The following is a 15,859-nucleotide window of genomic DNA, read 5'->3' on the forward strand; positions in this document are numbered from 1 at the left end:
GAAGAAGTTAACTGAAGGAGGAATTAGAATGAAGCAACTCATTAAATTTCCAAACGAAGAACTATTAGCTGCACAAGGACCATTCGTTACCATCTATCAGTCAGTCGAACTCACACTACCGAACGCTGAAGCAGAGCAGGTGAAATTTAAAAACCAGCTCAAAAAGGCGCAGACTCAAGTAAAAAATGAATGTCTGGGTGATGATTGTGACGGCTTACTTCATCAGTTGGACCAAGCTCCTAATGATAAGAAGTTTTGGTCTATTAAGAAAGGAAGCGTGGCCTTTTTCTTCACACCAAAAGAGACCTTCTACTACCGTTTGCAAACACCGGTGAAGGATTTAATTGAATTTGGTGATCGGCCAACGATTTTACCTATTATTGAAGAATTCCAATATATTGAAAATTATTATTTACTCTGCTTAAGTAATCGTGAAATGAGCTTATACCGCGGAGCACTCGACCAAATTGAGCGTGTCGAATTACCAGATGATGCTCCTACAACGTTAGAAATTGCGCTCGGCGAAGAATTGACACGAAGCCAGCAATTAAATGCAGGCGGCGGTGGTTCCGGTATGATTCACGGCACTAATGAAAAGAGTGACGAATTAGATATTGATCAGGAGAATTACTATCGTGCCGTTGATAAATATGTGTTTGAACATTTTTCAAGAGATGAGCAATTACCACTTGTACTATTTGCTCTAACTGAAAACCAAGCTGTTTTTAGACAATTATCCAAGAATTCGTATTTACGTGACAATAAAATTGAAGCTTCTCCGGCACAATTAGATGAAAAAGCCATTCAAAAAGAAGCAGCTAAACTCATTAGTGACTTGATGACACAACGTCATAGCGAAACCATTCGCCGTTACGAAGAAACAACGCCACAATATAAACTAGGCGATCAGTACCAAGATTTAACTAGCGCAAGTTTAGAAGGGCGCATCGAATCCTTATTTATCGAAAAAGATGTGGAGATAAAAGGAAGTATCGATGAGAATGGCCAATTGGGTTACGAAGGAAATGAAAACTTCCTAAACCAACTCGCGCTCAATGTGTTAGCAACCAATGGTAAAGTCTATGTTTTAGACCGTGCGAAGATGCCAGGATTAAAAGATGTCGCTGCCATTTTGCGTTATTAAAAAAATAAACAAAAGTTGAACAGTTGATTCTAGTATCACAAAAAAGTTAGTTTTTAAGGAGTGGAGAAATCCACTCCTTTTTGTGTTGAAATGCGGGGAATGTTTCTGGCTAAGCATTCAATATGAATTATCGCTCATTTGAATGAAATTTCATGTTAGTTTTTGTTGACTTATTTTTATACACTTGTTATTCTTTTTTATGTCGACAAATCGTAATCATTACGATTTAAAATAACCGGAATAATATTTAGGTGGAGATTAGATGATAAAAGAATTTAAATTATTAGCTAGAGGCTTGGTCTTTTCAGTTTTGTTAGCTGGATGCGGTACACAGCTAACAGATTCAGTAGAAAAAGAAATAGAGATTGGAGGGCTGGCGAAACATTATCATACAGGCGATGAAGTAACGTTAACAGCATCGTTAGACACTGTATCGAATGAGAATCGGTGGGCTTGGTTTATTCGTGAGGAAGAAGGGGAATGGCAAAAAGTTGTAGGGCTCACAACAGAAGTGTTTTCTCGTGAAGCGACGATAGATGAGTTAGAAGTTAAAGCTGCACTCCTAGATAATAATGAAAAAATTGTTCTCGAATCAAAAACTGTCAAAGTAAGTGTTGATGACCATCACGGAAGCGATGAGGACACCAGTCGAATTTATAACGGCTTTTTCTACAACACGGAGGTTGCTGATCGTACATTAAAGGATTGGGAAGGTGAATGGCAATCCGTTTATCCCTATTTAGAAAAGGGTGCTCTAGACCCTGTCTTTGAGGCCAAATCATCTAAAAGTGACACAATGACTTTTGATGAGTATAAAGAATACGATGAAGTTGGTTATGTCACGGATATTGAACATATTTCTATTCAAAATGATACGGTTAGCTTTACAGATATAAGCGGTGAAACAACAACTGCTGATTACATCTATGACGGATTTGAAATTCTGGTCTATGAGAAAGGTAATCGTGGTGTACGATTTACTTACAAAAAAGAAAGTGGTGATACAGCGATGCCTCAGTATATTCAATTCAGTGATCATATGATTTCTCCAGAGAAATCAGGCCATTATCACCTATACTGGAGGGATGATCGCATGCAACTATTAGAGGAAGTAACGCATTGGCCAACATTTTATCCTGCTGAGTATGGAGAAGAAGAGATAGTCAGAGATATGTTAGCTCACTAAAAAAGAATAAAGAGTAAATCTGAGTAGAACTATAATGCCCCTCAAAATTATAATTTTGAGGGGCATTATAGTTAATGAGCGTTTGGCGTTTTTTTTGTGTAGAAATCAATTTCCGTTGATAGAACCTCATATAGCTTAGGATCTTCAAACATTTCGAGTAAGCCCAGACCTTTTTCCAAATAAAAATCAGCCTTTTTATAGGTTAGCAGACGGAGGGCAATACCTTTTCGAATATAGGCAAAAGCCAGTAGGTAATAATTCTTTTCATTTTTCAGCCGTTTGATCACTGTATCTAGCATTTTATTGGCGACTTTGTACTGCTCGTTGCGAATTAAAAGGAGGGCAAGATTGATTTGAATATTATTGAGTAAGACCTTTCCCTCACGAGAACTGTATTCTTCAAGAATACCAACTGCTTTTTCCGAAATGTTAATCGCTGTTTCAATGGGAAAAATAAATAATATGGTATTAATGAGACGAATCTCCATTAAAAACCAACGATCAAATTTCTCCAATCGCTTCCATACTTTATTGGCAAAAATAATGGCTTGATCATAATCACGATTTTCATTAATGAGAATGAGAGCATGACAAATATAAAAAATATCTTGTAAAACATAGTCTTTATGGCTGTTTAGATAGCGCTTGATGCGCGAACGGATCAATACTAAGTCAGCACTATTATTGTAATTAAGTAGGAAAAAATCGTTAATAATCTTGTCACGGTCAGTTTGTAAATGGTCGTTCGACAAGTAATTAAACTCTTCTGGGCTCACATCCAGTCGTTTTAATAGCGCTGTAAATTTAGAATAGGTCGGTTCTACTTCACCACGTTCGATTTTTGAATAAGTAGACTGACTAATAATGCCTTCAGTGACAAATTTTTGAGTATATGTTTTACTCATACGAATTTTTTTCAATGTTTCGCCGGATGTCGGCTTATCAAAAGCTGGTTTAATCATGTTTTTTAGCCAACCTCCCTAAAAAATATTCATATATGACTATTTGGTAAGAAAACTAAACTTTTGTATTATAATAGGTGTACATCAAGAATCCCCGAAAAAGGAGGTAGCTTGAATCTGAAAAAATTTGTTAATAAAGGCAAACGTTTCATCATGCTAGCAAGTGCACTAGCGTTGGTTGCATCTCCGTTTTTGATTAATGTAGCGTCTACTTTAGGTGATGCATGGTTAATTGGTGGGGTCTGATTAGTCAGACCATCGATAATGGCAATGATCGATAGTTAAAAGAAGCAGCCTCCCCACTAACAGAAACATTCATGGCAAAATGAAAAAGTGGGAAGGTGCCTTCAGTTCTATTTTAACTGATATCAATTAAAAACAAAAGATTAAAGGAGAGATTATATTGAGCGCAGAATACAAAGAACGAAACCTATTAGAAGTCCAATCTCTCTGTGACGATATTGAGAGTATTGCTTCTATTGAACAAGATTTAAAAACAACTATTGACGACATTAATACAAAACTACGTGAACTGATTAAATGCGGCTACTACAATCGAGTGAGTATAACTTTCCGCACCCGTCTTTACGAAACTATTTTATTTTATCAAGAGAGTATTTGTGATTTATCTGCGATCTCAAAGGATATGAAAGAACGCTTGACGCCGCTTCATTTCGAGACACTAAAGACAATTGCGAAAACAGCAAATAACTTAAATACGTCTCTTCGTTTCAATTGGAAGACCGATTCATATCCAGATGACTTCTCTGAGCAACGCTTTTTAGTTTTAGCCCAAGTATATAAAGATTGCGCGACAATGTTTACAAGCCTTGAAAATTTAGAAAGTATAGCAAAAAAGGCAGAAGACTATCTAACAGAATAAAACAAGAGAAAGATCAAGCTAGCTTGGTCTTTTTCTATGCTGTTAATTGCTAGATTTAGGAGGACAGTGATAGAATAGAGGGACTATGAAAAAGAGTGGAGAATATACGATGCAATCTTTTATTCAAGATAAACATAAACAAGATGCCATTGAAGCATTGAAAACGATTATTTCTTACCCATCTTATTTACAAGAAGACCCAAGTGGTGAAACACCATTTGGTAAAGATATTCAAGAGGTGCTTGAAAAAACCTTAGACATTTGTCAAGGATTAGGATTCCGTACGCACTTAGATCCAGAAGGTTATTATGGCTATGCAGAATTTGGCCAAGGTGAAGAGCTATTAGCAGTGCTTTGCCATTTAGATGTTGTACCGCCGGGAAATCCTGAATTGTGGCACAGTGGGCCATTTGAAGCAGTTGTTAAAGATGGTTTTATTATTGGTCGTGGCACGCAAGATGACAAAGGGCCGTCTATTGCAGCTTTATATGCAATGAAGGCCTTAATGGATGCAGACGTGGCATTTAACAAACGTGTTCGCTTTATTTTCGGAGTCGATGAAGAGAATTTATGGCGTTGTTTGAGCAAATACAATGAAAACGAAGAGAAAGCAACGATGGGATTTGCTCCTGATGCGACTTTCCCAGTGACTTACGCCGAAAAAGGTCTATTACAAGTGAAACTTCATAGCAAACAAGCCTCTGCTTATACACTAAAAGCGGGCGAAGCGATGAACGTTGTGCCAGAAGAAGCGACTTATGAAGGCGAATGGGCAGACCAACTTGCCCCATACTTACAAGCAGCAGGCACAGACTTTGTTCAAGATGGCCAAAAACTAACCGTAAAAGGAAAGTCTGTTCATAGTAAAAATGCACCAAACGGCATCAATGCCCTTGTTAAGTTAGCGGACGCTTTAAAAGAAGTGGATCAATCACCAGCATTAGCGTTCTTGAGTGAAGCAGTTCAACATGATGCACGCGGATTGGCTATTTTTGGCGATCTTCAAGATGATGTATCGGGTGTCTTAACTTGTAATGCAGCGACACTAGCAATAGGTGCAGATGAAACAGTTATCGGTATCGATATTCGCTACCCAGTTACAATTGAAAAAGATGTGATTGTTAATCACTTGCAAGCAGCAGCTGACAAATATGGTTTAGAGTACGAAGAATATGATTTCTTACGCGCTCTTTATGTGCCGCTAGAAACGCCATTAGTGCAAACCTTGATGTCTGTTTATCAAGAAAAAACAGGTGATATGCGTGAAGCTATGGTATCCGGTGGCGCAACTTATGCCCGTACAATGGAAAACTGTGTCGCTTTCGGAGCTCAAATGCCTCATGCAGAAGCAACACTTCACGGACCAAATGAACGTATGGCATTGGAAGATATCTATACAGCGATGGCTATTTACGCAGAAGCAATTTACCGTTTAGTAACACAATAAGAAGTCACTTTAACTGAGGTGTGGCATAATGAAAACAAGAGTGTATACGTTAAAGATTCTTACTCAAAGCTTTATTGAGGGCATGGGAGATAGGAGTTTTACTTTTACAGAATATATTTTAATTGGTGAATTATCGCCCTTCATCTGCAATGATAAATTGATTATAGATGAGAATCTTGAGAAAGTGATTAAAGAAAAGGTCGAGCAAGACTATCTAAATGCTGAAAATAACAATCTGAGAGAGTTGTTTGTCAAAATTGTTGACTACGAAGAATTTTATGAAAATATCGTTATTGACGATTTAATTGTTATTATGCAGCGTCACTATATGTTCGATCCAGCAATCACTTTAGAAGCTTTTTTAGAAAAGTATGACATTGGATCAGACATTAATTAATATCAAAAAAAGCGACATTACTCTTTTATCGAGTGATGTCGCTTTTCTAATAGACTAGGGGATTATAAGTTCAGCCATCAATGTCTAGCTCCCAAGTCCTGGCCTACTGAAAAAAAGATAAATTTGCCCCATTGCGCGCTTCGCTGCTCGCTAACGCATATCATTCGACTAACCCGCTGAAGCGTGAAGCCTCCTGACAATTCAGGGTCAAATGTCCTATTTTTTCATAGGCCAAGGCGGACTTGTCCGCTTTTCTAATTATTTGTCTATAAACTCACGGGCTGTATTGCTGTTATATTTTGAAAAGCTTGCTTTAATATCTTGGGTTGTTTTTTGTTGGGAAGATTGATTAGTTACTGCCACGACTAAATGAAAATCAGTGATTCGTTTGTCAGCCTTATCCACGACAACGTTCGCAGAGTAGTGGGTATCTGACAGTGGGAATTGTTGCAGAATATTGGCTAATTCGGTTTGAATGTCAGCATCAACACCACTATAAGAAATCGTATAGCTGTTGTCGTCTAAGCTAATGGTTCCTTTTTCTTCAAATAATTGTGTCATTTCTACAAAACGATCGTAAGGAATGACCTCGATACTTGTAAAAAAGGCGCCAACGGTTGCGGCAGCTTCCCATTCGCTGTTATCAATTTGCTGATAAGCCACTTGGGCGTTATCATAAATCCTTTTTTTAGATGGAGTTGAATCTGTTCCTTTTGTAATTCGTGACCCATAAGCGATCGCTTCTTCAGGGAAAACGGTCGATTCGGTTACTGCATAATGTAGTTTTGTTTCAGCGACACCAATCTGATTAATGGTGTCAGTTTGATTGGTCACTGCAATAATTTGATGGTAATTCTCAATATTATTTGAAATAGTCAACAGATCAGTCGGGAGATGGTCGCTAGCTGAAACTTGCTGACAAGCAGATAAAATGACCGCCGTTGGAAATACGAATGAACATAAACGTTTGTAATTCAATTGACTTGCCCTCACTTTTCAACATCATTGTTTTCATTCTACATAAGAAGACAATAATTTGAAAGGGGTTTTAGAAAACTTTTGAAATTGATAAACTTCTGTAACAAAAAAACAATGCTAGGGGATACCCAGCATCGTTTCATCCTATCTATTCAAAACCAAAGTATTCTTTTTCAAATGTTTTAGTGGAGCGTGTTGTATCGAAGTGACGGACTAATTTTTCGATTTGTTGGCGATTATTGCGGAATTTAGGTGGTAAAGCAAGTGTTTCACCTAAGATTTCGTACGATTCTTCATCGTCAATAAAGCCAGGCTCATCTGTTGCGAATTCAAACAGAATACCGTTAGCGATAACCGCGTATAGTGATTCGAAGTAGAAGCGGTCTACATAGCCAGATGTGCGGAAGTTAAAGCTGTGCATCCGTTCAATCCATTCTTCTAAATGTTGACGGTCTTCCACTCTAAATGCCATATGGTGAACGCCGCCAAACCCTTGTCCAGCTTGTGGCAGCATCGTGTTATGTTCCACTAACATAGCAGCGCCATTTCCACCTTCGCCAGTTTCAAACAAGTGTAATGAACCATCTGTAGCAGTTTCTCTAAAGCCTAGAACATTTTGAAGAACTTGTTTGTAGAAATCAAAGTCAGCGATACGAACGTGTACACGTCCTAGACCAGTAATACCAAATTCTGTTGGTACGGGACCGTTTTGCCATGCTGTACCAGATGCGACACCAGTGTCTTTTTCATCTGAAATTAACTGGTAAAGTTGTTCATCAAAGTCTTCAAAATCAATCACTTTACGGCCGAATTGCTCGTAAATACCAGAATGTTTGATGTCATAGTGGTCGAAGCGTTTTACCCAATAGTCTAGCGCACGGTCATTTGGCACACGTAAGCCTGAACGGAAAATTTCATTTGTTCCACGTTGTGCTTTTTGAATACCTGGGAAGTCAAAGAAAGTAATATCTGTTCCTGGATTGCCTCGGTCATCAGCGAAGAATAGGTGGTAAGTTTGGATATCATCTTGGTTAATTGTTTTTTTAACTAAACGCATACCGAGAATAGTTGTAAAAAAGTCATAGTTTTTTTCTGCGCTACTCGTAATAGCAGTAATGTGGTGGATACCGATTAGTGGTTTCATAAATAAAAAAGCTCCTCTCAAATTAGCGACTTTCGAATATTTCTAATTCGTAACAAACGAATTATATCTCGAATTCGAATTAAGTGCAAGTAAAAGGAAAAAAATAATTCGTTGATGTATAATAAGGTATCTCATTAAATTTTCAAAAAACGAAAAATCACCTTATCAAAGAGGAGTGTGGAACGATGCTTGAAAATGGAATCATGATACAGTATTTTGAATGGGAATTACCGAATGATGGACAATTATGGAAAAAACTAAAAGAAGATACTCCGCACTTAAAAGAAATTGGGGTGAGTGCAGTTTGGCTACCACCTGCCTATAAAGGAACAGATCAAAAGGATGTCGGTTATGGTGTGTATGATTTATATGACCTAGGTGAATTTGACCAAAAAGGGACTGTTCGCACAAAATACGGTACGAAAGAGGAGTACTTGGCAGCTATTGAAACGCTTCATGAACATAATATCTCTGTCTATGCAGACGTTGTTTTAAACCACAAAGCTGCTGCTGATGAGGCAGAGCGCTTCTATGCAGCTGAGGTCAATCCAGATAACCGTCAAGAAAAACTAACAGATTTTTATGAAATCGAAGGCTGGACTAAATTTACCTTCCCTGGACGAGGAAAGACTTATTCTGATTTCCAATGGCATTGGGAACATTTTACAGGGACAGACTTTAATAAAGAAAATGAGAAGGAAGCCATCTATCTTATTAAAGGCTTGAACAAAGGTTGGAGCGATAACGGCTTAGTTGATGATGAATTTGGTAACTATGACTATTTGATGTACGCTGATATTGATTTTCAAAATCCAGCAGTTGTTGAAGAGATTAAACGTTGGGCGCACTGGTATATTGAGGAAACAGGCGTAGATGGTTTCCGTTTAGATGCTATTAAACACATTAATCGTAACTTCATTAAAGAATTAGTGGCAGACATTCGAGGGAACGGCCGTCCTGATTTCTTTGTCGTTGGTGAGTATTGGAAAAATGACTACGGGACGATTCAAGATTATTTAGAAGCAACGGAATTTTCAATTGACTTGTTTGATGTGACCTTGCATTACAATCTTCACCAAGCGTCAAAGGCGGGTGCTGATTATGACTTGCGGCAGATTTTTAAGGATGCCTTAATTAACAAGGATCCGGTCAATGCTGTTACATTCGTCGATAATCATGATTCACAGCCGGGTCAATCCTTAGAATCCTACGTAGAGCCATGGTTTAAACTATTAGCCTATGCCATTATTTTACTGAGACGTGAGGGCTTCCCATGCTTATTCTATGGGGATTATTATGGCATCGGTGGTGAAAATCCGATTGAACCTTTTACAGATAGCTTGAATAAATTACTTTATTTAAGAAGTAATCATGCTTACGGTGAACAACAGGATTATTTTGACGATGCTAACTATGTCGGTTGGACACGTATGGGAGATGTGGAGCACCCTTATGGTATGGCCGTCGTCATTGCAAATAAAGACCAAGACGGAGTTAAGGAGATGCATGTTGGCGAACAATATGCCGGCGAAACATTCGCTGATTATCTTGGACATCTGGAGGATAAGATTGTGATTGATGAAAATGGGTGTGGTCAATTCCCCGTAGCAGGTAATTCTGTTTCAGTTTGGGTAAAGGATGCCGTCACACCAGAAGAAGCTTATAACGAAGAGATTATTTAAAGCAAAGAAAGAAGCCCAAGAACGAGTCTTGGGCTTCTTTCAGGTGGAGGATGGTATATAGTAAGAAAATAGAGATAATAAATTAAGGAATAGTGATTACTTCTTCAGTATCTGCATCGAAGAAATGAATCTTATTCATGTTGAAGGCAAGTTCTATAACAGAACCTGGCTCATGGTAGTCACGTGCATCTACACGAGAGATAAACTCTGTGTCGCCCACTTTACTGTATAGCATTGTTTCAGCACCAAGTAATTCTGATACAGAAACTTCTGCTTTAACAGTGGAACCTGGGTTTGCGTCGATTACTACTTGTTCACTTTGAATGTCTTCTGGACGAATACCAAATACAACTTTTTTGTTGTTGTATCCTTTTTGTTCGAGTACTTTCCATTTACCTTCAGGAAGTTTCAGGTTTAATCCTTTTCCATCTGAAATGACACCATCTTTCAATGTAACATTGAAGAAGTTCATTGCAGGGGATCCGATGAATCCAGCTACGAATAAGTTCACTGGTGTATCATAAACTTCTTTTGGACTACCAATTTGTTGAATGAATCCGTCTTTCATGATAACAATACGGTCAGCCATGGTCATCGCTTCTGTTTGGTCATGGGTAACATAAATAGTTGTTGTATTTAAGCGGCGGTGTAATTTTGCAATTTCAGCACGCATCGCTACACGTAGTTTTGCATCCAAGTTTGATAAAGGCTCATCCATTAAGAAGACTTTTGCATCACGAACGATTGCACGTCCTAAAGCAACACGTTGACGTTGTCCACCGGATAAAGCAGCTGGTTTACGGTCTAAGTATTCACGTAATCCTAAGATGTCTGCAGCATTTTCAACACGTTCTTTGATTTCTTCTTTTTTGTATTTACGAAGTTTCAAACCAAATGCCATGTTATCGAATACAGTCATATGAGGATATAGCGCATAGTTTTGGAAAACCATTGCGATATCGCGGTCTTTAGGAGCCACGTCGTTCATCACTGTTTCGCCAATCTTCAATTCACCTTCTGTAATATCTTCCAATCCAGCAATCATACGAAGTGTTGTTGATTTCCCACATCCAGATGGACCAACGAATACGATGAACTCGCGGTCTTGGATTTTTAAATTGAAATCAGTAACTGAATAGTTTTCAGCATTATCATATTTTTTGTATATGTTATTTAGTTCCATATTTACCATTATGAATTACCGTCCTTTTTGAATGTTTGTTTACAAGACCTATCTTAAATGAAAGCGTATCACATTGCTAAGTCAATCTGACTAAAAATGAAAGCGATTTTTTGTGCAAGATGACCAAAGACACTAAAATGGTCGAAGCGTCTATAAATTAAGAGAAAAACAAATAGTTTTTGAGGCTTTCTAGCGTCATTTACCTTATTATTTGTTATAATCTAATCAGTCTATGAAAATGACCATTGAAAGGAAGATTAAATGAGAAGCAGAGGATTTGAAATCGTAAGTAAATATGAAGGGGCAGGCATCAAATTGCCGAAGCGTGCGACATCGCATTCAGCTGGATACGATTTTGAAGCAGCTGCAGACACCGTGTTGCCATCCATTTGGAATACCTTCTTTAAGCATAATAAAAATGCTTCTCCCAAAGGCATTACACCTGTTTTAGTCCCAACCGGTATTAAAGCATATATGAAAGAAGACGAATATTTGCAACTGACTAACCGTTCAAGTAACCCGATTAAACATTTTCTTGTATTACCGAATGGTGTTGGTGTAGTCGATGCAGATTATTATAATAATGAATCGAACGAGGGCGAAATCTTTTTCCAACTCTTGAATTTCGGTTTAAAAGACAAGCTTATTAAAAAAGGTGACCGTATTGGACAAGGTATCTTCTTGCCATTCTTAAAGGCTGATCAAGACGAGTCAACCGATAAAACTCGAACAGGCGGATTTGGTTCATCTGACGACCAATAAGTTTAAATGTGATAAAATAACCATGAAAAAAATAAAAAGAGGAGAGGGATAAATGGCTAAGAAACGCTCCATTAAATATGTTTGCCAAGCCTGTGGTTACGAATCTCCAAAATGGTTGGGTCGATGCCCTAACTGTGGTGGCTGGAACCAAATGGAAGAAGAAAAAGAAGCACTCGTTGCATCAGCTAATCATCAGCCGCGTGTGAATTTTACCGGACAAACAGCAGAAGCTGTGGCTATTCAAGATATTAAAGTTGAAGATATTCCGCGTATTCCAACAGATATGGAAGAAGTCAACCACGTTTTAGGTGGTGGAATTGTTCCAGGTTCCCTTATTCTAATCGGGGGTGATCCCGGAATTGGGAAATCAACCTTACTACTACAAGTTTCAGCTCAAATTAACAACAAAAACATCCCCGTTCTCTATGTGTCCGGTGAGGAAAGCTCAGGACAGATTAAAATGCGGGCAGAGCGTCTAGGTGTAAAGGGTGCTGATTTTTATATTTATCCAGAAACCGATGTGGACGCCATTAGCACGACTATTGAAAAGTTAAAACCAAGGCTTGTTATTATTGACTCTATCCAAACGATGATAAAGGGCAGTAATGACAGTTCAGCAGGTAGTGTGTCACAAGTTCGTGAGGCAACGCAAGACTTTATGCGTATTGCCAAGACGAATAATATTGCTATTTTCATTGTTGGACACGTTACTAAAGAAGGAAATATTGCGGGACCAAGAATGTTAGAACATATGGTAGATACGGTATTGTACTTTGAAGGTGATCGTCACCATACCTTCCGGATTTTAAGGGCAGTTAAGAACCGTTTCGGCTCAACTAATGAAATTGGTGTCTTTGAAATGAATGAAGGCGGCTTAAGAGAGGTGTCGAACCCTTCTGAAATGTTTCTTGAAGAACGCTTAGCAGGGGCTTCGGGATCAGCGATTGTTGCTTCTATGGAAGGAACGAGACCTATTTTAGCTGAGATTCAGTGTTTGATTACCCCAACTGTTTTCGGAAATGCCCGTCGCACTGCGTCAGGTTTAGATCATAACCGGGTATCCTTGATTTTAGCTGTTTTGGAAAAACGAGCGGGACTTCTGCTTCAAAACCAAGATGCCTATTTCAAATCAACGGGTGGGGTTAGATTGGATGAACCAGCTATTGATTTGGCATTAGCCGTTAGTGTGGCATCTAGTTATTATGATACAGATACGTCAGCTACTGAGTGTTTTGTTGGCGAGATTGGTTTGACTGGTGAAATTAGACGAGTTAACCGCATTGAACAAAGGGTCAACGAAGCTGTTAAATTGGGCTTTAATAAGATTTATATCCCTAAAAATAATTTTGCTGGTTGGAAACATCCAGAAGGTATTACGATTGTAGGGGTAGCATCTGTTCAAGAAACGCTGAGAAAGGTATTTCCAAATCGAAATTAGAAAGGAGGAATAACGTGAAGAAGAAAATTATTTCAATCATATTTTTAATTGCAGGAGGCAGTATCGGTTTAAGTGTCATGCCGTACTTATGGGAATTAGCGACTATTGAAAAGACATTTCTAAACAATCAATTCGTCAACTTTGGAATTGGCGCACTTATATTCTTTTTACTTTCTTTATTAATGACGAATGCTATTTTAGACCTCTTCAAGAAAATAGAGAATTACTTCAGCAAGCAGTCTGCTAGCTTCTTGCTATTTGGTGCTTTAGGGATTATTATCGGTCTTATTTTAGCTTGGTTGGTGAGTATCCCACTCGCTGCTTTTAATATTTCTTTCATTAGTAATGTTTTGCCATCTATTTTATCGATTGTATTCGCCTATCTTGGTTTTTACGTGGGAACAACGCGGATTGAAGATTTTCGTAAATTATTTGTGCCTAAAAAGCGTCCGGATGAGGGTGTTTTACTAGAGAGAAAAGCTGATAGTGACTTCCGTAAATACAAAATCCTTGATACAAGTGTTATTATAGATGGACGTATTTATGAGATTGCGAAGACAGGCTTCTTGGAAGGTGTATTGGTAATTCCAAACTTTGTGCTTCGTGAGTTGCAGTACATTGCTGACTCATCTGACAGCTTAAAACGTGTCAGAGGTCGCCGTGGTCTAGATATTTTAAACAGCCTTCAAAAAGAAGAAGTGATGCCAGTTGAGAGTTATGACGGTGAGTTTGAAGAAATTGCTGAAGTAGACAGTAAGCTGATTCGTTTAGCTAAGTTAATCGATGGTGTTATTGTAACCAATGACTACAATCTAAACAAAGTAAGTGAGTTTCAAAATGTTCCTGTACTAAATATTAATGAATTGGCTAATGCGGTCAAACCAGTTGTAATTCCAGGTGAAAACATGACGGTAACCATTGTTAAAGCCGGAACAGAACGTCATCAAGGGGTTGCTTACCTCGATGACGGCACGATGATTGTTGTCGAAGACGGTCAACACTATATGAATAAAACCATTAGTGTTGTTGTAACCAGTGCCCTTCAAACAGCAGCGGGTCGCATGATTTTTGCGAAACCTGCTCATTCACAAAAAGGTCTAAAATAAAATTGATTTTTAAAGCAAATAAAGGAGAGTAAACCCATGTCTAAAAAAATTCGCGTTCGTTATGCACCAAGCCCTACAGGCCATTTACATATCGGTAATGCACGAACAGCCCTATTTAACTACTTATTCGCTCGTCACAATGATGGAGAGTTCATTATTCGTATTGAGGATACTGACTTAAAACGTAATATTGAGCGTGGTGAAGAAAGCCAGTTAGAAAACTTAGAGTGGTTAGGTATGGATTGGGATGAAGGTCCAGACAAACCAGGTGAATACGGTCCTTACCGCCAATCAGAACGTAAAGATATTTACGATTCTTACATTGATCAACTCTTACTCGCTAACCGCGCTTATAAGTGCTACTGTACAGAAGATGAGTTAGAAGAAGAAAGAGAAGCGCAACGTGCTCGTGGCGAAATGCCACATTATGCAGGTCGTTGTGCTCACTTAACAGCTGCTGAACAGCGAGAAAAAGAATCTCAAGGAATTACACCGGTTATTCGTTTCCGAGTACCAAAAGATAACACTTACTCATTTAATGACATTGTTAAAGGTGAAATCAACTTTGAAGCAAGCAGTGTCGGTGGCGACTTCATTATCCGTAAACGTGATGGTTTCCCAACTTACAACTTTGCCGTTGTTGTGGATGACCATTTGATGGCGATTAGCCATGTATTACGTGGCGATGACCATATCGCTAACACACCAAAACAAATGATGATTTATGAAGCGTTTGGTTGGGAAGTACCTGAATTTGGTCATATGACATTAATCATTAACAGTGAAACGGGTAAAAAACTAAGTAAACGTGATGAGTCAATTCTACAATTCATCAGCCAATACCGTGATTTAGGTTACTTGCCAGAAGCGATGTTTAACTTTATTACATTACTAGGCTGGTCACCAGTCGGAGAAGATGAAATCTTTGGCCGCGAAGAATTGATTAAGATTTTCGATCCAGCTCGTTTGAGTAAATCACCAGCTGCTTTCGATTCTAAGAAATTGGAATGGGTTAACAACCAATACATGAAAGTAACAGACCTTGATGACGTGACACCACTTGCCTTAGAGCACCTTGTTGCTGCAGGACGTGTTGAAGCAGATGCTTCTGCTGAACGTCAGGAATGGGTTAAGAAACTTGTATCGCTCTACCATGAGCAAATGAGTTATGCAGCTGAAATCGTAGATCTATCAGAGCTATTCTTCTCTGAAACATTGGAATTCGATGAAGCAGAAAAAGAAGTCTTGAACGGTGAAACGGTTCCTGTTGTCTTAGAAGCTTTTAAAGCATTATTACCAACAGTAGAACCGTTTGAAGAAGCTGGCATTAAAGCAGCTATCAAACAAGTTCAAAAAGATACTGGCGTGAAGGGTAAAAACCTATTTATGCCAATCCGTATCGCGATTAGTGGCGAAATGCATGGACCAGAATTAGGTCAAACGATTGAGGTTCTCGGTAGAGAAAAGAGCTTGAACCATTTAGAACAAGCGCTGAATTTAATTAAAAAATAAACATGATTAATAGTAACAGAATGCGGGCTCTTTCC

The 15,859-nt window shown here is 38.4% G+C and carries 14 protein-coding genes; 10 read left to right on the top strand and 4 right to left on the bottom strand.

The genetic code is table 11. The features are described from left to right. The first annotated feature begins 28 nt into the window (after nt 1-28). Entirely contained in the window at nt 29-1,144 is a 1,116-nt protein-coding gene (locus BW721_RS08850; protein ID WP_076767954.1) for a baeRF6 domain-containing protein, read from the top strand. Between the two features lie 262 nt (nt 1,145-1,406). Further along, entirely contained in the window at nt 1,407-2,330 is a 924-nt protein-coding gene (locus BW721_RS08855; protein ID WP_076767956.1) for a ZinT family metal-binding protein, read from the top strand. Nucleotides 2,331-2,401: 71 nt separating this feature from the next. Here BW721_RS08855 and BW721_RS08860 read toward each other — a convergent pair whose 3' ends face one another. Then, nucleotides 2,402-3,292, bottom strand: a complete 891-nt coding sequence (locus BW721_RS08860; protein ID WP_076767958.1) for a helix-turn-helix domain-containing protein — start codon at nt 3,290-3,292, stop codon at nt 2,402-2,404. A gap of 403 nt (nt 3,293-3,695) precedes the next feature. Here BW721_RS08860 and BW721_RS08865 point away from each other — a divergent pair, with 403 nt between their 5' ends. From BW721_RS08865 to BW721_RS08875, 3 genes are all read left to right on the top strand, one after another. Next, nucleotides 3,696-4,175, top strand: coding sequence for a hypothetical protein (locus BW721_RS08865; protein ID WP_076767961.1), 480 nt, complete (start codon nt 3,696-3,698; stop codon nt 4,173-4,175). Between the two features lie 109 nt (nt 4,176-4,284). Further along, nucleotides 4,285-5,622 (top strand): M20 family metallopeptidase, encoded by a 1,338-nt coding sequence (locus BW721_RS08870; RefSeq protein WP_076768692.1) that lies wholly within the window; start codon nt 4,285-4,287, stop codon nt 5,620-5,622. Nucleotides 5,623-5,650: 28 nt separating this feature from the next. After that, on the top strand, nt 5,651-6,019 hold the full coding sequence (locus BW721_RS08875; protein ID WP_076767962.1) for a hypothetical protein: 369 nt from the start codon (nt 5,651-5,653) through the stop codon (nt 6,017-6,019). Between the two features lie 258 nt (nt 6,020-6,277). Here the strand turns inward: BW721_RS08875 and BW721_RS08880 are convergent, their stop codons facing one another. Beyond that, nucleotides 6,278-6,997 carry a hypothetical protein gene (locus BW721_RS08880; RefSeq protein WP_076767964.1) on the bottom strand — a complete coding sequence of 240 codons (720 nt, stop codon included), beginning with the start codon at nt 6,995-6,997 and terminating at the stop codon, nt 6,278-6,280. Nucleotides 6,998-7,145: 148 nt separating this feature from the next. Continuing rightward, on the bottom strand, nt 7,146-8,141 hold the full coding sequence (locus BW721_RS08885; RefSeq protein WP_076767966.1) for a VOC family protein: 996 nt from the start codon (nt 8,139-8,141) through the stop codon (nt 7,146-7,148). A gap of 185 nt (nt 8,142-8,326) precedes the next feature. Between BW721_RS08885 and BW721_RS08890 the strand changes: the two genes are divergently transcribed. Continuing rightward, nucleotides 8,327-9,823, top strand: a complete 1,497-nt coding sequence (locus BW721_RS08890) for an alpha-amylase (RefSeq protein ID WP_076767968.1) — start codon at nt 8,327-8,329, stop codon at nt 9,821-9,823. A gap of 82 nt (nt 9,824-9,905) precedes the next feature. Here BW721_RS08890 and BW721_RS08895 read toward each other — a convergent pair whose 3' ends face one another. After that, nucleotides 9,906-11,015: an ABC transporter ATP-binding protein gene (locus tag BW721_RS08895; RefSeq protein WP_076767970.1), complete on the bottom strand. Its 1,110-nt coding sequence runs from the start codon at nt 11,013-11,015 to the stop codon at nt 9,906-9,908. 252 nt (nt 11,016-11,267) lie between these two features. Here BW721_RS08895 and BW721_RS08900 point away from each other — a divergent pair, with 252 nt between their 5' ends. The 4 genes from BW721_RS08900 to gltX are packed head-to-tail and all read left to right on the top strand — an operon-like array spanning nt 11,268 to nt 15,824. Then, complete coding sequence (locus tag BW721_RS08900; protein WP_076767972.1) at nt 11,268-11,768, top strand: hypothetical protein; 501 nt, start codon at nt 11,268-11,270, stop codon at nt 11,766-11,768. Between the two features lie 52 nt (nt 11,769-11,820). Continuing rightward, nucleotides 11,821-13,206, top strand: coding sequence for a DNA repair protein RadA (radA, locus tag BW721_RS08905; protein ID WP_076767974.1), 1,386 nt, complete (start codon nt 11,821-11,823; stop codon nt 13,204-13,206). A gap of 14 nt (nt 13,207-13,220) precedes the next feature. After that, nucleotides 13,221-14,312, top strand: a complete 1,092-nt coding sequence (locus BW721_RS08910; RefSeq protein ID WP_076767976.1) for a PIN/TRAM domain-containing protein — start codon at nt 13,221-13,223, stop codon at nt 14,310-14,312. Between the two features lie 36 nt (nt 14,313-14,348). Continuing rightward, entirely contained in the window at nt 14,349-15,824 is a 1,476-nt protein-coding gene (gltX, locus tag BW721_RS08915) for a glutamate--tRNA ligase (RefSeq protein WP_076767978.1), read from the top strand. Nucleotides 15,825-15,859: the final 35 nt, after the last annotated feature.

The sequence above is a fragment of the Jeotgalibaca sp. PTS2502 genome, from assembly GCF_001975685.1.
GTDB classification, from domain to species: domain Bacteria; phylum Bacillota; class Bacilli; order Lactobacillales; family Aerococcaceae; genus Jeotgalibaca; species Jeotgalibaca arthritidis.